At 66.0% G+C, this 19273-nt stretch carries 12 protein-coding genes and 1 pseudogene; 5 read left to right on the plus strand and 8 right to left on the minus strand.

The window, feature by feature from the left end:
• The coding region (locus tag HLH28_RS15820; protein WP_220790137.1) for a hypothetical protein at window positions 1-188 on the plus strand (188 nt) is incomplete at its 5' end.
• A gap of 136 nt (window positions 189-324) precedes the next feature.
• On the opposite strand, the gene HLH28_RS15825 is transcribed toward HLH28_RS15820, so the two are convergent.
• From HLH28_RS15825 to HLH28_RS18485, 7 genes and pseudogenes are all read right to left on the minus strand, one after another.
• Window positions 325-654: a hypothetical protein gene (locus HLH28_RS15825; protein WP_182960962.1), complete on the minus strand. Its 330-nt coding sequence runs from the start codon at window positions 652-654 to the stop codon at window positions 325-327.
• Entirely contained in the window at window positions 594-3320 is a 2727-nt protein-coding gene (locus HLH28_RS15830) for a glycoside hydrolase family 2 protein (protein WP_182960964.1), read from the minus strand. Before HLH28_RS15830 ends, HLH28_RS15825 begins: the two co-directional genes overlap by 61 nt.
• Complete coding sequence (locus HLH28_RS15835) at window positions 3317-5554, minus strand: MGH1-like glycoside hydrolase domain-containing protein (protein ID WP_182960966.1); 2238 nt, start codon at window positions 5552-5554, stop codon at window positions 3317-3319. Before HLH28_RS15835 ends, HLH28_RS15830 begins: the two co-directional genes overlap by 4 nt.
• Entirely contained in the window at window positions 5551-7962 is a 2412-nt protein-coding gene (locus HLH28_RS15840; RefSeq protein ID WP_182960968.1) for a beta-glucosidase family protein, read from the minus strand. Before HLH28_RS15840 ends, HLH28_RS15835 begins: the two co-directional genes overlap by 4 nt.
• Window positions 7959-9329 (minus strand): MFS transporter, encoded by a 1371-nt coding sequence (locus HLH28_RS15845; protein ID WP_182960970.1) that lies wholly within the window; start codon window positions 9327-9329, stop codon window positions 7959-7961. The genes HLH28_RS15840 and HLH28_RS15845 overlap by 4 nt, the downstream gene beginning before the upstream one ends.
• Before the next feature lie 107 nt (window positions 9330-9436).
• Window positions 9437-11818 carry a TonB-dependent receptor gene (locus tag HLH28_RS15850; protein WP_182960972.1) on the minus strand — a complete coding sequence of 794 codons (2382 nt, stop codon included), beginning with the start codon at window positions 11816-11818 and terminating at the stop codon, window positions 9437-9439.
• Window positions 11819-12428: 610 nt separating this feature from the next.
• Window positions 12429-12553 (minus strand): annotated as a pseudogene (locus HLH28_RS18485) (IS481 family transposase); the annotation flags it as partial.
• A gap of 116 nt (window positions 12554-12669) precedes the next feature.
• Between HLH28_RS18485 and HLH28_RS15855 the strand changes: the two are divergent.
• The 4 genes from HLH28_RS15855 to HLH28_RS15870 are packed head-to-tail and all read left to right on the plus strand — an operon-like array spanning window position 12670 to window position 16754.
• On the plus strand, window positions 12670-13695 hold the full coding sequence (locus HLH28_RS15855; RefSeq protein ID WP_182960974.1) for a 2-keto-3-deoxygluconate permease: 1026 nt from the start codon (window positions 12670-12672) through the stop codon (window positions 13693-13695).
• 19 nt (window positions 13696-13714) lie between these two features.
• Window positions 13715-14965, plus strand: coding sequence for a four-carbon acid sugar kinase family protein (locus tag HLH28_RS15860; RefSeq protein ID WP_182960976.1), 1251 nt, complete (start codon window positions 13715-13717; stop codon window positions 14963-14965).
• 14 nt (window positions 14966-14979) lie between these two features.
• Complete coding sequence (gene pdxA / locus HLH28_RS15865; protein WP_182960978.1) at window positions 14980-15984, plus strand: 4-hydroxythreonine-4-phosphate dehydrogenase PdxA; 1005 nt, start codon at window positions 14980-14982, stop codon at window positions 15982-15984.
• Complete coding sequence (locus HLH28_RS15870) at window positions 15981-16754, plus strand: DeoR/GlpR family DNA-binding transcription regulator (protein ID WP_182960980.1); 774 nt, start codon at window positions 15981-15983, stop codon at window positions 16752-16754. The genes pdxA and HLH28_RS15870 overlap by 4 nt, the downstream gene beginning before the upstream one ends.
• Before the next feature lie 422 nt (window positions 16755-17176).
• On the opposite strand, the gene HLH28_RS15875 is transcribed toward HLH28_RS15870, so the two are convergent.
• Window positions 17177-19270 carry a formylglycine-generating enzyme family protein gene (locus HLH28_RS15875; protein ID WP_182960982.1) on the minus strand — a complete coding sequence of 698 codons (2094 nt, stop codon included), beginning with the start codon at window positions 19268-19270 and terminating at the stop codon, window positions 17177-17179.
• Window positions 19271-19273: the final 3 nt, after the last annotated feature.

A 19273-nucleotide genomic window follows, 5' to 3' on the forward strand; every position in this document is an offset into this window, starting at 1 on the left:
CACCTCTGGAAATCGGCTCGATTCAGCCCACCCCGGAACTGGTGGACCAATATTTCAATGATTCGACCGACGAAGATGGCGACGGCTCGACGGACATGGCTGGATCCTGGTTGGGCAAAGAGGGCTTCAAGCGTGTCGACAGCCCCGCGTTCCATCCCGAGCTGATGGCGGTCGACGGACCGAACTGATACGATCCTGTCCGCGATGATGTCACGGGAGTCGACCACGAAAGCGGTCCCTGCGCATGAGGTTTTCGGTAAACGCGATGGTTCGTACAGCCCGAAAATGTCGAGACGTCCGTGACGCTCTCTGCCAGGAACCGCTTCAGCTTGGCGTTCTTCTCTTCCGGAGCCTTGATCGGCCGATCATGCCGAAGCCGGATGATGAGATGTTGAACTGATGTGTGATCCGCAGCGCGGTAAGGGAGATGTTGACCCGGTCGATCGCGTCCATGAAATAGCCTGTAACAGGACGGGCAGGATGCCGCCCCGTCTTCAGCGCGATGGCCTGGCCGCGATCGGTCGCCATGCCCGGCAAGTTGCGTGCGGCTTCAAAGGGCGCTTCTAGCCTTCGGCTGAGTGTGATATTGATTTCTATTTCGAAATAAATGATCCGGCTTGACCCGAAATGTCCGGCGCGCGCAGGGGGCGCCATGCCTCGATCCGGGGTGGCGCGCGAAGGCCGGAGGGGTGGGGCGTTCCGTCCCACAGGGGGGTGCCAGCATAATAGCGGTTCGCGGCCGTATTGCGGACATGGAGTTCGATCTCGGCCATCCCGGGCCGCCATGTCAGGGCGAAGACCGCCCGTGTCGTCACGCGTGTACCCACCGGCGCGCCGTCGAGCAGGCAGGTGACGGAGCCTGCGACGTGGGGCAGCACCAAATGCCATGTGGCGCCCTCGGGCGGCGGGGGTAGCGCGATGGTCCGCCGATAGATGCCCGTCCCGGCGAAGCGGGGATATCCCTGTTGTTCCCAGCCGCACGTGGTGGAGATACTGGCCCAGTCGTCGCCGTCGGCCGGGCGGAACATCCATTCATCGATCAGTATTAGGCTGTCCGCGTCGTCGGCGGAGAGATGCGTGCCCATTGGACGGGGGACCAGTGCGATCGCGCGATCCGGCGTGTCGGAGGGGATGTCGCGGATGTCCAGGCACAGCAGCCCCTGTGCGGGAAGATCAAGGTGCAGGGTGGCGTTTTCCGGAACCACCGCCAATGGATGGATCGTGCCGCTGGCGGCGTCCCAGCTGTCGACGGCACGGCGCACCGGCGCCGGGGCGAGCACGGCCGTGCGCGCGATGTCGCCGTCATTGACGCAGGCGAGCCTGAGGGTCTTCCCCAGCATCTGGGCGGCGACGCGCTGGGGGGCGCCTTCGATGCGCAGCGGCGCGGGGGAGAGATGTCGGGCTATGGCGCGGGCAATGGCGTCCGGCGTGTCGCAAGGGGGCGGCATTCCGGCGCGCAGGCGCGCGAGGGCGTCGGACGGTTCGGCGCGGCGGCAGTGCACGGGCGGCGCGCCCGAGTGCAGCACGCGCCCCCCCGAGTCGAGAAACGCGGCCAGGCACGCCGCCGTGCGCCCGTCCTGGAACAGGGTGACATGCGGCAGGATGATGCAGGCGTAACGCCCGCCCGGCAGTACCAGTTCGCCGCCATCCAGCGTGGCCAGGGCGAGTTGGCGCTCGTCAACGATGTCGAACCCGACCCCGGCGTCGGTCAGCGCCTGTGCCCACCAGCCGAAGGATCGCGTGCAAGGCAGGTCGCCACCACCGGTCCACAGTGTGTCCAGCGGATAGAGCAGCGCCACCGCCCGCAGGGGCGTGCCGTCCTCGAGGAAGGCGGATAGGCGGGCGAGTTCGGTGAACGTGCCGGGCATGTCCTGCCACCAGGGCTGGAAGTTGAAGCCGGGCGGGAAGTCGAAGCGTGGATTGAACCCGTCCTGCGTACCGGGGTCGAACCCGTCGGTCAGATACAGCGCGTGCAGCACGACCCGGCGCGCGCCCGAGAGAAGATGGCGGATGCATTGCATGCGCAGCCGTTCCGCCGTCAGCCCCCATTGCCCGGCGAGGGACGGCGCGCCGGTTTCGCGGCCCGTGGCATATTGTTCGACCGTGCAGCGGCTGCGCCCGTTGGCACGGGCGACCGAATCGCCCAGGCGCGCCGAGAGCTGCATGCGATAATCCGCCGCGTCGACCGACGTTGCGCTACGGTATGAATCGAAGGCGAAATAATCGACCCCGGGCATGACGCGCGGGTCGATCCCGCCGATGCCCGCGCGCAGGTCCCAGCCGCCGACGTGGGTCAGCAGTTCGTGCCCGCTGAATTCCACCTGATGGGCGTCGCACCAGTAGCGCAGCGTGCCCAGGAAGGCGGTGCGGATGCGGCGCGCGTGGCGGGTGAAGAACCCTGCCCGCAGTATGTCCGTGCGTGGTCCGACATCCTGCACCAGCGCCAGCAATTCCGGCATTTCGGCGGTGGTGAGGAGGTCGTCCGCCCACGGCAGGCTGTTGCCCAGCGCGCCGTAATGGCCGTCCCAGATGTAGAAGCCGGCGTAGGGATGGTCGAAGAAGAAGCCGCCGCCGCCCAGCGCGTCGCGTAGCGGGGCGTAGACCTTCCGGGCGAACCGCGCGGCGGCCTCGGGCAGCAGGTAGTTCACGAGGCGCGACGTCGCGCAGCGCCCGGCAAGGAACAATGTCACCCGCGTGCCGTCGGCGCAGTCCGGCAGGAGGATGCGGATCGTACATCCGTCATCACGCGTCGCAATGACCTCAACCGCCGCGTTGGTCTCAAGCCGGTAGCCGGCCGGGGGGGACGCGCCTTCGACGAAGGTGGCCACGGGTTGCCAGTCGGCCCATCGGGGGGTGCCGTCCTCGTAGCACCAGGTGCGGACGGCGGGGCCGAGAAAGTCGAGGAAAGGGGAGCGGATGGCGCCGATGTCCAGGATCGCCTCGCCGCGCGTCACCTGCCCCCGGGTCCAGAACAGGTGGCGTTCGCGCAGATGATCCGCGCCCTGGACCACGCGGCCGCCGCCATGGCCGGACATCCAGCAATATTCGTCGTAGATCTCGATCCCCAGGCCGAGCCGCGTGGCCTCGGCGCCGACGAAGCGGCAGCGCGCGAGGTAGGCGGGCGAGAGATAATCATCCAGTGGCAGCGAGAGGCGTGCCTGCACCATCACGCTGCCCAGCCCCGCATCCTTCATCCCGGCGAGGGCCGCGCGGCATGTCGCCTCGTCGGGGATATGGTCCCAGAACCAGAAGGCGGCGGTGCGAAATCGCGCCTCGGGCGCGGTGAACCACGGCGGCGCGTCGAGGGTGTGACCGGTCATTCGGCCGGCAGGAAATGCACACTCAGCCGTGCGCCCGGGGCCGCGTCACGCCATGTGACGTGGGTCGCGCCGTCCGGCCCGGCCTTGGGCGGCAGCACCCGGTCGTCGAGCCGGACCGAGACGACGCGGCCGTGCACGATGGCGGGCAGCGCGAGCGTGCCCTCGCCCGTGCAGTGCAGGCGGCACGAAAAGATCCCGTCGCCGAAGTGGAGATCGGTCAGTCGTCCGGTCGCGTCGGTGCGCAGGACCGGAATGTCCCCGTGCCGGAGCGTCGTCACCCCGCCGGTGGTCTCGAGCGTCACTCTGCCGATCGGGCTGCACACCGGCCCCAGCCGCGCATCCTCGCCCGCAAGGGTGATTTCCCAGCCCGACCACGGGTTGATGTCCATCACTTCCGCGACCCCCAGCATCGGTAGCATCGCCCCCCACGAGAGGAAAAGGTCCGCGTCGAGCTGGTCGGAGGCCTCGCCGTTGACCGCGCTGTAGTTTTCGCCCGAGATGCGCCGGTCGACCCACGACTGATCGAACAGGCGCATGCTGCGTTCGGCGAAGCGGGTGGCTTCCGCCACGAAGCCGTAGCGGCGCAGCGCGTGCCAGATGAAATAATTGACATTGGGCCAGATGCGTCCGCGCCAGTAGACATTGTCGGCGAAGGCCGGATGGTCGCGCGTGGCGTTCGGGATGACGTATTCGCCGCCGAAGGTCGCCGGGTCCTCCAGATGGCGCAGCAGCGATGCCGCCTGTTCCGCGGTCGCCGCCCCGCAGATCAGCGGATAGAAGCTGGTCGGTCCCAAGCCCTGGACGAAGTCGCCGTCGCGCTGGCGGTTGGCGAAGATGCCGCGCGCCTCGTCCCATAGTTCGGTGCGGATCAGCGTGCGGCTGCGGTCGGCCAGTGCCTCGAACCGTGCGGCGCTCTCTTCGCGCCCCGTCTCGCGCGCCATATGCGCCAGCATCTCCGCATCCAGCGCCAGGCTGCAGTTCAGTCCGACGTCGAGGGTCGAAAGCGTCCGGGTCGCGGGGTCGTAGAGCGCTTCGTCATGGGTCGTGGAATTGTCCATGCCGGTTTCGTTGCGCGCGCCGAAATGCGTGCCCTTGTACAGGGCCTGCCCCACGTCCGACGTGCCGCAGGAGACCAGGCCGCGCCCCTGCGGATCGCGATGGGCGCGCCACCACAGGTGGTTGCGGACATGGGGGCCGTACGTGGCCTCGAGCATCGTCCGGTCGCGGGAGCGCAGATACATCATCCACGCCATGAACGCGCCGTTGGGCGCCTGGGTGCGGTCCACCCAGGCGTCATTCGAGGTGACGATGCAGGCGAAATTGCCCTGTGGCGTAGCGCTGGCCAGCGCGGTCGCCATGTTTTCGCGCGCCATTTCGGTGTCAAACAGGCCGCACATCAGCGCCGCATAGGTCTGGTCGTTGTACCAGACGGCGAACCTGCCAAGGTTCCAGGTGCGGCTGACCGTGGTGTACGGCCGACGGTTCAGCCCGTCGTACAGGGTGTTCCACGCCATGATGTCGCGCACCGCGTCCAGCGCGCCGGCGTGGCGGCCGGTCTGCGCCGGCAGGCACGCGGAGACCTCGGGCACCGTGCCGAGCGCCGCGCGGGCCTTGGCGATGGCCAGCGCGGGGTCGTCGGAGACGGCGACGGCGAATGTTCCCTCGCGCATCATTTCGAGATTGAAGCGCAGCGCGATGACCCGCCCCTCGGTCCCGCGGCTGCCGGTGTAGAAATAGCCGTTCGCTTCGAAATCGCGCGCGACGTCCTCGATGGTGTCGTGCGTGGTCACCTGCACCGCGCGGTCGGCCGATACCAGGGCGACATGACGATAGCCGATGGCGACGACCGCGGCCCCCCCTTCGGCACCGTCCTCGTAGCGCACGATGGCGCCATCCTCGGCCGAGAGGCACAGCGTCACCCAGTAGCGCAGGCCCCATTCGGCGAGCGCCAGCCCCGTCCACGCGCCGCGCATCACGTAGGGATCGGCCTTGTCGTAGCGAAAGGCGATGCGGGTGCCGGCGTGTCGGGTTTCGAACTCGACCAGGCTGGCGTCGGTCGCGTGCCGCCCCAACAGAAGCTGCGGCCCCGGGGGCAGCAGGCTGGCCGTGCGGGTGCTGGTGGCGTACAGGACCGGCGTGACATGCACGCCGAGCGGCAGGAAGCTCAGTGCCGCCGGCCGGTCGGACCAGCTGTTCCAGGCGCGTTCGGCCGGGATGGTGGTATCGAGAATCATGCTGTCCCTTCGTCCGTGACGATTCCGTTGGCATGGTTGATGCGATCGAGCAGCGCGATCAGCCCGTCCTCGTCCGGCTCGCGCCCGAGCGACCAGCTCAACGTGTCATAAAGCCCGAGGAAGGAGGCGCCACAGCGTTCCAGCAGCGCGTCGGCCGCGGTGTCGTCGGCCGTCATCTGGCCGGCCAGCCAAGGCACCAGGAGCCGGCGCGCGTGATCGGTGGCCAGCACGATGCCCGGCGGTGTGTGCAGGGTCAGCCGCCGGGCGGCCGTGCCGTCGCCGGTTACGCGAAGCGGCGCACTCAGCCGGATGTCGCGCGAGGAAGCGCCGACCTCGATCGTGACCATGCCATCGGGTACGCGCCAGCCGTTCGATGCCACGTCGAACCAGGCGAAATCGCGCGGGCCGAGGGTGAAGGTGACCTGCCGGCTTTCACCGGGGGCCAGTTCGACCACTGAAAAGGACTTGAGCGCGCGGTCGGGATGGTCCGGCCCCGTACCGCGCTGCGAGGCGTCCCGGCCCAGATAGAGCTGGCAGATTTCATGGCCGGCTCGGGTGCCGGTGTTGGTGACGGTGCAGTGCACCGCGAGATCCTGGCCCGGCGCCAGCGCCGCGGAGTCGAGGACCAGGTCGCTGTAGCGAAAGCGGGTATAGGACAGGCCGAATCCGAACGGGAACAACGGGGCGATGCGTTTGCGGTCGTAATGGCGATAGCCCACGAAGATTCCTTCGCGGTACAGATGTTTTCCGTTCTCGCCAGGAAAGCCGGGCAGAGCGGGACAATCCTCGATCCGCGCGGGCCAGGTGACCGACAGCTTGCCCGACGGGTTGGCATGGCCGAACAGCAGGTCGGCGATGGCGCCGCCGAACCCCTGGCCCGCGTATCCCGCGGACAGGATGGCGGCGACGTCGTCGGCCCAGGGCAGAAGCACCGCGTCGGGATGGGTGAGCACCACGATCACCCGGTCATGCGTGCGGGCAAGTTCGCTAATCAGCGCGTCGTGGGCCGCCAGCAGGTCGAGCGAGCGGCGGTCTGCGTTCTCGCCGCTGACGCTGGGGGGGGTGGAGGCGAAGACGACCACGCTGCGTGCCCCGCGTGCGGCGGCCAGGGCCTCGGCATGACGGGCCGTGTCGGGGGTGCCGTCGTCGGCCCAGCCGGGACAGTGCAGGAGGCGGACGCCGGGCGGCGCCAGTGCGCGCAGTGCGTCGAGTGGCACATCGCAGGCGCGGGGGCGTACCACGGCGCTGCCTGCCCCCTGGATCTGCGGCGAGCGGGCGCCCGTGCCGACGACGAGAAGCGTTTCGCCGTCCACGGGGGCCAGCGGCAGGGCGCCCCGCCGGTTGGCCAGCAGCACGCAGGACCGCGCCGCCAGATGCCGGGCAAGCCGGTGATGCGCCGCGAAGTCGGGCGTCGGCACGTGCGTGCGCGCAGCAGCGCGCGCGCGCGAGACGAGGGCCAGCATGTTGACGCACGCTTCGTCGAGCGCCTGGGGAGGAACCTGCCCGCCGGCAAGCGCCGCGCGCAGGCGGCGCTTGCGCGCGGCGCTGTGCGGCATGTCGAGGTCGTTGCCCGCGACCAGCGCGGCCGGACGGTCCTGGATGCCGTGCCAGTCGGATACCACCGTACCGCCGTATCCCCAGCGGTCGCGCAGCACCTGTCGGAGAAGCCAGGGGTCGGCCGAGGTGTGCGTGCCGTTGAGCCGGTTGTAGGAGGTCATCACCGTCCAGGGCGCGCTGGCGGCGATCGCGCGTTCGAAGCCCAGGAGGTAGAGTTCGTGCAGCGCCCGAGGCTCCACGACCGAATCCATGCTGGTGCGTTCGGCTTCGGCATTGTTGCAGGCGAGATGCTTCAGCGACGCGCCTACGCCATTCCGTTGCAGCCCGTTGATCATGCCGGCCGCCATGTCGCCGGACAGCACCGGGTCCTCGCTGTAATATTCGAACCCCCGGCCGGCCAGCGGGCAGCGGCGCAGGTTGATGCCCGGACCGAGCAGGATGGAGACGCCGAGCGCGCGCGCCTCGGTGGCCAGCGCCGCCCCCATCCGGAAGGACAGCCCGACGTCCCAGCTGTTGGCGAGGGCGGAGGCGGCGGGAAAGCATGTCGCGGGCAGGCTGTCGCCCAGCAGCAGGCTGGCGCCCGCCTCCTCGTCCTCGCCGCCTGTCCGCACCGCGGCGAGGAAGGCGCCGAGATCGGCGTCCTCGCGCGTGATCTGGTCGGGGACGTAGCGCAGCCCGTTCGGACCGTCGACCATCACGATGGCGGGAATACCCAGACGGGGGATGGGCGCGGTGCTGAACAGGCCGCGACCGCTGACGAGGTCGATCTTCTCCTCGCGCGTCAGGCGGGCCGCCAGCTCGACCAGTGCGGCGCGATCGTCGGCGATGTCGGCGATGTCTTCGACGGTCATGGGTCAGTCTTCAGCGGGTTGGGGGCGGAGACGGCGGCGAGGTGACGCTCGGACGGGTAGAGGCAGATCAGCAGGATCGAGACGCAGGCCACGCACATCGGCACGCCGATGAAGCCGAAGGTGATGAAGGCGCGCGCGGTGGGCGTCTGGGTCGCGGCCTGCGGCACGTAGCCACCCCAGCCAAGCAGCGCCGCCGACAGCGCGCCGCCCATCGCCCAGGCGACCTTGCCGAAGAAGCTGTTGATCGAATAGGCCATCCCCGCCGCGCGTACCCCGGTGATGCGCGCGCCGAAATCGATCGAGTCGGCCAGCATCGCGTAGAAGACCGGCAGCGTCATGCCTTCGAAAAAGCATGTCAAGGTAAAGAGCGCCGCCAGCGGCTCGGCCCGGTTGGGGCTGATATAGAACAGCGCGAGGCAGGCCATGGACAGGACATAGGGCGCAATGACCGTGCCGCGCGGGCCAAGGCGCCGCACCAGGAAGGGCGAGGCCATCGTGCCGAAGACCTTGCCGATGCCCATCAGGGAGATCAGCAGTCCGCCGAACATCTTCGGCCGGCCCAGGACCTCGGCAGCGTAATAGATCGAAAGACCGTAGAACGCCGTCATGTTGATGTAGAACAGACTCAGCACGATCGTCACAGCAATCCAGGCCCGGTTGCGCAGAAGCGAGCCGAGCAGGATCGGCAGGGGCGCCTGGTCGGCGTCGAGCGTGTAGCGTTCGCGGCAGGTGAAATAGGGGATCATCGCGACGAGGCCGCCGACGAGCCCGGCGACCGCCATCGTGATCGGGTAGCCCAGCCGTTCGTTGCCCTGTCCGAACATCTGCACGGCGGGCAGGGTACAGGCGCCAACGATGAAGGTGCCCAGCGTCGCCCCACACATCCGGAACATCGCGAGCGACAGCCGGTCCTGGCCGTTGCGCGTCATGACGTTGGGCAGCAGCCCGTATGGTACGATCACCAGCGAGAAGGTGATCCCCAGGGCGAGATTGCCAACATAGGCCCAGGCCAGCTTGCCGTGCGGCCCCAGGGGCAGCGGCAGGAAGCAGCAGAAGGTGGCCAGGCCGAACAGCAGCGGAAACCATTTGAGGTAGGGCCGCACCCGTCCCCCGAACAGGATCCGCCGGTCGATCATGTAGCCGATCAGGGGATCGGAGACACTGTCCACCACGCGGACCAGCAGCATCAGCATTGCGACGCTGGCCGCCGTCAGCCCGTAGACATTGGTGTAGAAATAAAGAAGGTACGAACCGGACAGGCCGAACAGGCCGTTTCCCACGATGTCCCCGAAGGCGAAGCTCATGCGTTCGGCAAGGCGTGGGCGAGCACCCTTTGCCTCGAGGCGCGCGGGTGCGTCGATCGTCATGCCTGCTGGTGCTCCATCAGCTCTGGTCCTTAGCCCGATATTTATCGCGACGGCCGGATAAGGAGAAGGGCAGGACATCGCTGTCCCGCCCCGGGGATCGCCGCCGGTCAGAAGTCGGCCCGCACGCCGCCGAAGAACTGGCGCGGCGCGCCGGTCAGCAGCGATTGGTAGTCGCCGCTGAGCGGGTTGCCCAGGTCGCCGCCCATCATCGAGATATAATTGATCCCGGTCAGGTTGGTGACGTTGAAGGTCGCAGCAAGGTTATGCATCGGACCGATCCGGCCGAAATCGTACCGTGCGCCGAAATTCACAAGCCAGTAGCCCGGAACCGAGGTGTCGTTGGTGTAGCTGAATTCGCGGCGGCCCATGTACATCGCATCGATATGGAACGTCGCGCGGCGAAAGCTGTAATCGGCACCCGCCTTGTACATGAACTTCGGATAGTTCACGATCTGCTTGCCGTGGGTCGCATAGACGACGCCCTGCTGGGTAATGTTGTTGTCGTAGGTGGCGTGGTTATAGCTGATCGAATTGAAGATGCTCAGCCCGCGCAGCGGACGAAGGGTCAGGGCCGCGTCCATGCCGTTCATGGTCACGCCGCCAAGGTTGGTGACGATCGTCTGCGGGTTGAGCTGGCTGCCGCTGACCAGCGCGCCGAGACGGTTGGAGAAATCGACGTGATAGCCGCTGAGCGAGCCGTCGAGCAGTTTGTCGGTATAGCGGTAGCCCACCGAATAGGACCAGTCGGATTCCGGACGGATCGTCGAGCGCGACATGTCGAAGGCCGCCTGCGACACGGCGAAGGGCGAGGACGACAGGTGGTAGCCGCTTTCAGGATAGGCGCGCATGTTGCGCGACACGTCGAAATACAGCTCGTGATGGTGCAGGAAATGATAATCGGCGCTGAAGTGCGGCAGGAACGCGCCGAAGGTGGTGAGGCCCACGCCGCCTGCGACGTCCTGCACGCCGGTATAGGACGGGTCGTTGCCCGTCTCGGAAACGCGCGTGTTGCTCAGCAGTGATTTGAAGCCGGCGTGCAGCGAGAGGTTCTGGATAGGCCGGTAGGTTTCCTCGATGAAGGTCTGAAGCGTGTTGGTGTTGTACGTCTGCCCCCACGGCATCATGAAGGCGTCAGTCCACTTTCGGAACGGATTCGGTGTCAGCGTCTGGCCGGGTTCGAGAACCGGGTCGGAATAGGCGAACATGGGGGAAATATATTTATTGTTCTCGTACCACAGGCCGGCATGGATCTCGTGCTTGCCGAGTTCATAGGTGGCGGCCGAGGTCAGGCCGTAGCGATGGATCTGGGGCTGCTTGACGATCTCAGACATCGGCGCGCCGTTGGGCGATGCCATCCACGGATCGGACCATTCGGTATTCGAGTCCTGCCCGTGGCCGTAGATGACCGAATCCCAGCGCAAGTGTTCTGTCATCTGGAAGTTCAGGTTCACCCCGCCGAGGTAATCCACGGTGGTGGTGGTGCCATCATAATAGGAAACGTCGCGCGGATCGCTGGTCAAATCCTCGCCATGGGTGTAGATGCCCTGCGCGGCGAGATAGGCGGTCCGGTAGTCGGGATAGTAGTCCGACACCCCGTATCCCAGCTTGTGGATCATTTCCAGAGATTCGGCCTGGTAGTTCGTCTGCTGCAGGTCGGACCAGTCGAAGAACAGCGATATCCTGCTGTTTTCATGGATGGGCTGCACCAGTTTGAAATTGACCTGTTGGAGGAACTGGTCGCCGCCTTTCCACGACCACAGGTCGGTGTCGTTGCGCATGTACGAGGCGAAGAACTTGGTGCCGCTCGGGTTCAGCAGGCCGCTGTCGAAGCGGAAGAAGCTGTGCACGGTAGTATTGCTGCCGCCCATCTGGGCGATGGTGCCGCCCATCTTGTCCTTCGGGTCGGAGGAATAGAGGCGGAAAGCGCCGCCGAGGCTGTTCGTGCTGGGCATGTCGAGCGCGCCCGAGCCCTGCGAAACGTCCATCCGGCCGACGTTTTCCGATGAGATCGCCTCGACTGTATTCAGGCCGTTGTAGTTACGGTAGACGGGTTCGCCGAGAGGAATGCCGTCGAGCGAGAAGCCGATCTGGTTCTGGGCGAAGCCGTGCATGTAAAGTTGCACGCCGCCGGTATCGAGCCCCTGTGGGTCGTCGGACTGGAAGACGACGCCGGGCACGTTGGCCAGGGCCTTTAGCACGGACGTGCCCGGCGCGGAAATCTTGAACACCGTTGTCGAAACAGGGGTTTCCAGCCCACGGCTGGCGCGCCGCTGCATGACGCCGATGTTCTCGGTCGTGGAGGCCAGGAAGGTGTCCTGGTGGGGGGTACGGGCCTGGGCCGCCGGCTGGCCGGCCGCCGGGTGGGACGCGGGCTTGCCGCCGACGGTCTTCTTCGGCGTCGTGGCGGCTTCGGCGACGAGAGGCGGCGTGACGAGCATGCCTGAAAGAAGGAGGAGCAGACGGGTCGAGCAGCGGTCGCGTGTCAGCATCTTGCACCTTGCGGGCGTGGGGGCGGAAGGAAAAGGCAGGGCGGAGCAAAGGCCATGAAATATCATTACGTCCTGAGCTCGATACGATACCGGATTATCACGTACAGACGATATTTACGCAATCAAAAAAATTGGACCGAAGCCCTGAAGTGCCGCTTTGCCGGTAATTTTTGCGGAAATCCCGACACGGAAAAAAGGGGTTGGGTATCGGATTAATGACGTATACGTTATATTTGGTCTGGCTGGAGGATAGCTCGGCAGGCCGGGCGTGGCCCAGGCCCGCCGGGGCCGTGAAATCTGGAACCCGATCATGGAGCGGTTTTCAAGGCCGGCGGCCTTTGGGGGTTTCAGGCCGCGCCGCTGTACGTCGCCGAAAGATTCGTGACTCGGATGGCGTGAGATGACGGAGGCTGTGCCCCATCCAGTTTTGATGCCTCAGGCATCGTGTCTGGATGGTGTCGCGCATGATGCGCTCATGCTGGAGGTAGTCACCCGGCGGAAGCAGGGTATGCCGCCTGAATGCAACGCACATGGCTTCTTCCTCTCTGGACAGACTCGATGAGCTGGCAGCTTTTCAGCCGCCCTATCGGAGCCTTCCATAGTCTCATTCCTTCCGAACGGTCTTTTCATTCAGGTCATGTTTTGGGCGAGCGCCGCGACCGAAGCCTGCGATCGCTGCATTGCCGCTCGGACAGCGTGCGCCGTTCTGGCGCTTCCATGAAATAATCGTTCCATTCCGGGATGCGCTGAAAAATATGATCGAAACGCGCAAGTTATTTTTTAATGATTGACTCGATCATTTTGTCAGCCTATGCCTGATGCATGCTGCATGGATAAAAAAGAGAAAAATCATGCAAATAGGTATCAAGCGAACCCTTGATCGCATACCCGGCGGCATGATGGTCGTCCCATTGCTGACCGGTTCCCTGTTCGCCACCTTCGCCCCAGGGACGGGGCAGTTCTTCGGGTCATTTACTGGCGCATTATTTCGTGGGGCGCTGCCGATCCTTGCCGTGTTCTATGTCTGCATGGGCACGACGATCTCCCTGGATGCGCTTCCGGCCATGGCGCGCCGGGGTGGGACGCTACTGGGATCCAAGATCGCGATGGGGGTGCTTGTGGGCGTCCTGCTCGGGCATGTCCTCGGGGAGCATCCGGTAACGGGAGGATGGTTTGCCGGGCTTTCCACCCTGGCCGTCGTCGCTGCCATCAATGATACGAATGGCGGTCTCTACATGGCGCTGATGAACCAGTTCGGCCGCGCGGACGAAGCCGGGGCCTATGTGGTGATGACACTGGAATCGGGGCCGTTCCTGACAATGGTGACGTTGGGCGTGGCCGGCCTGTCGGCGTTTCCGTGGCAGACCCTGGTCGGGGCGATCCTGCCACTCGCCTTCGGGATCGCCTTGGGCAATATGGACCGGGACATGCGCGCTCTTCTGGGGGCCGCCAGTCCCGCGCTGATCCCGTTCTTCGCTTTCTCGCTGGGGACGACGCTCGACCTGCATCAGGTGTGGGGGGCAGGGTTGCTGGGGATCGGGCTGGGTGTCGGGGTGGTGGCCATGTCCGCCGTGGTACTGATCGGCGCTGACCGGCTGGCGGGCGGAAACGGCACGGCCGGCGCGGCCGCTTCTTCCACGGCGGGAAACGCGGCGGCGGTGCCGGCCTTGATCGCGGCTGCGAACCCCGCCTATCAGGCGGCGGCGGGGCCGGCGACGATCCTGGTCGCGGCCTGCGTCGTGACCTCCAGCCTGCTGGTTCCGCTGCTGACGGCGCAATGGGCGCGTCTTATGCGCGGGAATGGGCTCCCGGCCGAAAGCGTGGCGGCACCCTCTCCACCTGACAAGTTGCCGCAGACTCGTCTGGTGAAAATGTAAGACCATGAGGGGATGTTCCATGATCATCATCGCCGATGACTTGTCGGGGGCCGCGGACTGCGCCATCACCTGCGTCGCTGCGGGCCATGAAGTATCGGTGGCGCTGACCGGTGACCTCGACATGGCGCGCAGCCATGTCGTCGCGATCGACGCGGACACCCGGGGCCTCTCCCCGGCCGAGGCGCAACTGGTCGCCAGGCGTATCGGCGACATCCACGCTCGCCCGGGGCGAACCGTGTTTCGGAAAATCGATTCCACCCTGCGGGGGCATCTGGCGATCGAACTGGCCGCAACCCTTGCCGCGCGGCGTGTCCATGGGCCCGCCGTCATCGTACTGGCCCCCGCGTTTCCCGTGATGGGGCGTACGACGCGCGGCGGCATCCAGTATCTTCACCGCCTTCCGCTGGAGGAAACTGAAATCTGGCGCTACGAGAAGATGCCCGGACGTGCCATCCTCTCTGACATGCTGGCCGTGGCCGGACTTCGCGCGTCGGTGCTGCCGCTGGATGTGGTCCGAAATGACGGACTGGCAACCGCGCTGCTGGCGGCCGAGGCGGGGGTGGACGTGCTGGTGTGCGATGCGGAAACGGATATGGATCTGGCACGGATCGTGACGGCGGGGGCCGAACTGGGCGATCGCGCGATCTGGGCGGGGTCGGCGGGACTTGCGCGTTTCGTGTCGGGCAGCCTGCCGTCGGGTGCCACGCGGCCTGTACCACGCGTACCGGTCGCGCAGTCGGCGGGCCCGATCCTGTTCGTGATCGCCAGCCTTTCGGCCGTATCCGCCCGACAGGTCGCAATGCTGGCGGAATGCGCCGATGTCGCCCATGTGCGGATCACGCCGACCACCCTGCGCGCCGGTGCCGGAACGCCGGACTGGCGTCGCGCGCGGGATGAACTGTCGCGGGTGCTGACTGGGGTGAAGCAGGACGGGAAGGATGTCGTCGTCTCGCTCGCGCCTGAACCGGGCGCGAGCCTGGCGGACGGCGCGTCGCTCAGTGTGGCGCTGGGGGCTCTCCTGGCCCCCTGGGCAGGGCATGTCGGGGCCCTCGTCGCCAGTGGCGGAGAAACCGCTCGGGCCATCCTGCTGGCGTTCGGCGCGACGGGCCTGCGGCTGGTCGGTGAGGTGCAACCCGGCGTGCCAGTCGCCATTGCCGAGGGGGCCGTGACATATCCCGTCATTACGAAAGCCGGTGCATTCGGTGACGAGGCTACCCTGATGACCTGTCGCGCCCTTCTGAAGCAACAAGATCCTGCTCCCGCGAACTGAACGGAGTCGTTCTCATGTCCTTGCCACCTATTGCGATCACGATGGGCGATGCCGCCGGCGTTGGTCCCGAAATCATCATGAAAAGCCTGGCCCACGCGGATCTGTACGACCGCTGTCGTCCGATCGTCATCGGCGACGCGGAGCGACTGCGCCGCGCGGGTGACCTTGTCGGCACGGGCCTGCGGATCAATACGATCACGGCGGTGGAGCAGGCCCGTGCCCAGGCCGGCACCGTCGATTGCTTCGATCTGGGGCTGATCCCTGCGGATCTTCCGTTCGGTGCCCTTTCGCCCGTTGCGGGGGATGCCGCCTTCCATTACGTCCGGGTCGCAACCGAACTGGCGATGAAACGCAAGGTCTCGGCGATCTGCACCGCGCCGCTGAACAAGGAGGCCCTGCATGCCGGCGGGCACCATTTCCCCGGTCATACCGAGTTGCTGGCGGCCTTGACCGACACGGCGGAGGTTTCGATGATGCTGACGGCGCCGAATTTGCGCGTCATTCACGTGACCACGCATATCGGCCTGATCGATGCGATCGCGAAGATCGAGCCCGGATTGGTCGAACGGACGATTATGCGCGGCCATGCGGTGCTGGAGGCGGCGGGACTGCCGCGTCGGAAAATCGGCGTGTGCGCGATCAACCCCCACGCGGGCGAGAACGGTCTGTTCGGCCATGGGGAAGAAGCGGAAAAGATCGAACCGGCAATTCGCGCCTGTCGCGCCAGGGGATGGGATGTGGAAGGGCCGCTGCCGGCCGACACATTGTTCTTTCGCGCCGGACGGGGGGATTTCGATATGGTCGTCGCCATGTATCACGACCAGGGGCATGGGCCGGTCAAGGTCCTGGGCCTGGAAGCCGGTGTAAACATCACGGTCGGCTTGCCGGTCATCCGCACGTCGGTCGATCATGGCACTGCCTTCGACATCGCCGGGACCGGCGTGGCAGACGAGCGATCGCTGCTGGAAGCCCTGCGCCAAGCGGTGGCGCTGGCGCCGGCCGAGGGTATGACGACATGAAAATCGCGGCGGAACGGCGAGAGAGAATTCTGAAACATGTCGAGGCCGGCATGACAGACGCCGACGATCTTGCCGCGACGTTCGAGGTTTCGCTGTCCACGATCCGCCGCGACCTCGCACGACTGTCGCGCGAGGGCGTGCTGGTGCGGACGTATGGCGGCGGCACGCCCGTCAGCCATGCTGCGCCGGAACAATCCCTGGCACAGCGCGCCGACGAGCAGGTGAAGCAGAAACGCGCGATCGCACGCATGGCGGCTTCGTTGATCGAGGACGGCGAGACCATCATCCTGGATGCCGGCACGACGACCGGCGCGCTGGCCTTGGAACTGAAGCTGCGTGTCAATTTGCGCGTCGTGACCTGCGGCCTGACAAGCCTGCAGGTGCTGGCAGGGCAGCCCGGGATCGAATTGCTGTCACTGGGCGGAACCTTGCGCCCGGTCAGCCTCGGCTTCGTCGGGCCGTATGCGGAACTGGCCCTGCGGCGCATGACGGCTGACCGGGTGTTCCTGGGGTGCGACGGCATTGTCGCCAGCCGGGGGATCTGTGAATCTGCGGATGAGCAGGCCTCGCTCAAGGACCTGATGATCGCGCAGGCCAGCGAGATCTACGTGCTGGCGACGGCGGAAAAGCTGGGCCGCGCGACGTCGCACGCCTGGACCACCATCGACCGGCCCTGGACGCTGATCACCGATGCCGGAGCCACGCCGGAGCAGTTGGAGCCGTTCCATAAGCTGGGCCATGTCACCATCATGCGTGAGACTAAACTCTGACCCTTCAAGAGGGAAGCAGTCTACAAGGCGCACGTCGACAGGTCAGGTACAGGTCTGGGCACCGTGATCGACAGTCTCCTGCCCGTGGCATGATGTCCACGGCGGCATGGTGCTACGGAACGATCTTCTGCCGCTTTAACCGATCGATAGCCCGTAGCAAGGACCGTGAGGAACTCATGCATTCCGCAAAGCCGAATTCGCAAATCTTGTGTGTAATGGAAATGACATCGGCCTCGGTACGGAAGATGAAGTCTCCGAACCTCCGGCCGACGAGTCGCGCAAGGTCTCGCTCGAGAAGCCATTCGTGACGTTGAATATCTTACCTGCAGATTTTTTGAAGTTCGCTGCCTACAGGCTTGCGCGTACCAGCAATCCTGTCGATTGTTCTGCGCATCATATCCCCCTGGAGACCCTCATCGTCGTCAATTTGACGATGTCCGTGCCACCACGATCCTGAATCCATTGCCGCGCCAGAATCCGTTCGGCTCGAGACTGCCGCGATAGGTGCAGCAGGCTTTCATCTTGCCGCTGGAGAAACATCCGCCGCGCAACACCCTGCGCACTGTGACATCGGCGTCGAGCGCTTCACGTCCATCGTCGCGGTAGGGATAGGTGAAGCTTGGATTCGCCATATCCGAGCCCCAGAGCGTGGTCGTCCACTCCCATATTTGGCCGGCCATATCATCAATGCCAAGCGGCGTACGGCCGCCGGGGCAGATCCCCACCGCGGTCACGACGTTCAGGCCGAGTTCCGCCGAATTCGACAGGCCCGGTGCCCACGGTCCGGCCCAGGGGTAGCGAACGCTGCCCGGCTGGTCGGGCTGCGCCCCGCGCGCGGCCCATTCCCACTCCGGTTCCGTCGGCAGACGAACATGCTGGTCGGGCGTAATCCTTCCGCTGGCACGCCACTGCTCGGTCAGCCACGCGCAATAGGCGCAGGCGTCGTACCAGGTCAGGTCGGTCGCCGGGGCATTGGAACGTGTAGGCGACGCGGCGTCGGGAGAGGACCATGGCCGCCCGGTGAAAGAGGCGAACGCGCCGTAATCGGCGTTTGTGACCGGATAGCGCCCGATCAGGAAGGCAGCCACGTCTGCATGATGCACCGGCATCGAGTTGGGGTGGGTGTCCGAGCCGATGACCGCGCGGCCGGCGGGGATCGCGATCAACTCGCCCAGGTCGCGCGGATCGCCAATCAGCGCGAGGCTCTGCGCCGCGCGATCGCGCAGCGCCAGGGTCGCGTCCCCGCGTGCGATCATCTCGGCCAGTGCCGCGCGCGCGAACGCCAGCGCATCAGGCGAGGGGTCATAGGTCACGATCATGTCCGCGCCGATCAGGATACCGGTCGCGAAGGCATCACGCGTCGCGAGCAGGGCGCGGGCGAGTGGTCCGACTTCGCGGCCGTTTGCATGCCAGATTTCCGCAAGCAACGGTATGACTGTGCGCAAGGCGCGCGGATGTCCGGCGAATGTGCTGACAATCGTCGCAACCTGCGTGCGGGAGAGCGCGTGTGCGGCCAGCGCGGGGATCAGTACCGTACGGGCAAAAGCGCTGCCCATGACCGGGCCGAGTGAAGCCTCGTTGGATTGGAACGCCGTCTGGTCATCGCAAAGATAAGCAAGGGCCGCGTGCGCCAGCGCGTCGCGCGTTGCGCCGTCGAACGCCGAGGCAAGCCAGGCGTCGGCCAGAGCAAGCGCGCTGCCCTCAACGGCATGGCCAAGGACGGCGGCGGTCGCGAACAGATCAGGCCGCCCGCACATCAGGTCCGCATTCGCGACGAGTCCATAGGCCGCCACTGCATTTGCACGCTGTACGCTGTTGAAGTCGATCAGTGTGAATTGGGCGATGGCATCCGGCACCGGCAGGCTGCGGCAGTAATAATCGTTGCCAAGCAATATCAGGCGCAATGTCGCATGCCGGGCGAGCAGATCGCCCGCCTCCTGCAGTGCGGCAGAGGGATCCGAAAATTGCTCTATTCCGTCGATGATCAGCAGTACCGTCGGCGGTGCGGGCGCATCAAGTTCCGTATCGAGCCAGGGCGTATGCTCGTCAATCAGGTCGCTCAGGCTGATGCCGGCGCGTGCCGGGCAGTAGACAGGCCAGGGCACGTCGCCACACCATGACTCTTCCGCGGCCATGCCGAGATCGTTGCGCGCGACGACACGGCGCAGCTTCGCGAGACCATACTGCGGATCGCCCGTGTGCGCGCCGGCAAGATTGAGCGCAAGATCGAGTGCGAAGCTCGTCTTGCCTGCGCCCGTGCCGCCGAAGAACAGGCATCCCCGTTCCCGCGTCGCCATTTCCAATGCGGTGAAATGCACCGGCGGACGCGGCGCGTTCGGGTCGGCCAGCTTGCGCAGGCCTTTGGCCTCCATGTCTTCCTGCGTGTAGCTCACCAGCAGAGGGACGTAGAATGCGCCGATTGCGACAGGCGTGCGCGAACCATCCGGGAACCAGAGCAGAGGCATCGTGCCGAAACGTTCGATCAGAGATTCGGCCGAGGAGCGCAGGATCGACATGGC

Source organism: Gluconacetobacter tumulisoli (assembly GCF_014174155.1).
In the GTDB taxonomy this organism is placed as follows: domain Bacteria; phylum Pseudomonadota; class Alphaproteobacteria; order Acetobacterales; family Acetobacteraceae; genus Gluconacetobacter; species Gluconacetobacter tumulisoli.

Bases quoted from the DNA above. Each gene is read 5' to 3' on its own strand.
- HLH28_RS15825 (WP_182960962.1), bottom strand. From the start codon at position 654: ATGGCGCCCCCTGCGCGCGCCGGACATTTCGGGTCAAGCCGGATCATT.
- HLH28_RS15830 (WP_182960964.1), bottom strand. From the start codon at position 3,320: ATGACCGGTCACACCCTCGACGCGCCGCCGTGGTTCACCGCGCCCGAG.
- HLH28_RS15835 (WP_182960966.1), bottom strand. From the start codon at position 5,554: ATGATTCTCGATACCACCATCCCGGCCGAACGCGCCTGGAACAGCTGG.
- HLH28_RS15840 (WP_182960968.1), bottom strand. From the start codon at position 7,962: ATGACCGTCGAAGACATCGCCGACATCGCCGACGATCGCGCCGCACTG.
- HLH28_RS15845 (WP_182960970.1), bottom strand. From the start codon at position 9,329: ATGACGATCGACGCACCCGCGCGCCTCGAGGCAAAGGGTGCTCGCCCA.
- HLH28_RS15850 (WP_182960972.1), bottom strand. From the start codon at position 11,818: ATGCTGACACGCGACCGCTGCTCGACCCGTCTGCTCCTCCTTCTTTCA.
- HLH28_RS15855 (WP_182960974.1), top strand. From the start codon at position 12,670: ATGCAAATAGGTATCAAGCGAACCCTTGATCGCATACCCGGCGGCATG.
- HLH28_RS15860 (WP_182960976.1), top strand. From the start codon at position 13,715: ATGATCATCATCGCCGATGACTTGTCGGGGGCCGCGGACTGCGCCATC.
- pdxA (WP_182960978.1), top strand. From the start codon at position 14,980: ATGTCCTTGCCACCTATTGCGATCACGATGGGCGATGCCGCCGGCGTT.
- HLH28_RS15870 (WP_182960980.1), top strand. From the start codon at position 15,981: ATGAAAATCGCGGCGGAACGGCGAGAGAGAATTCTGAAACATGTCGAG.
- HLH28_RS15875 (WP_182960982.1), bottom strand. From the start codon at position 19,270: ATGTCGATCCTGCGCTCCTCGGCCGAATCTCTGATCGAACGTTTCGGC.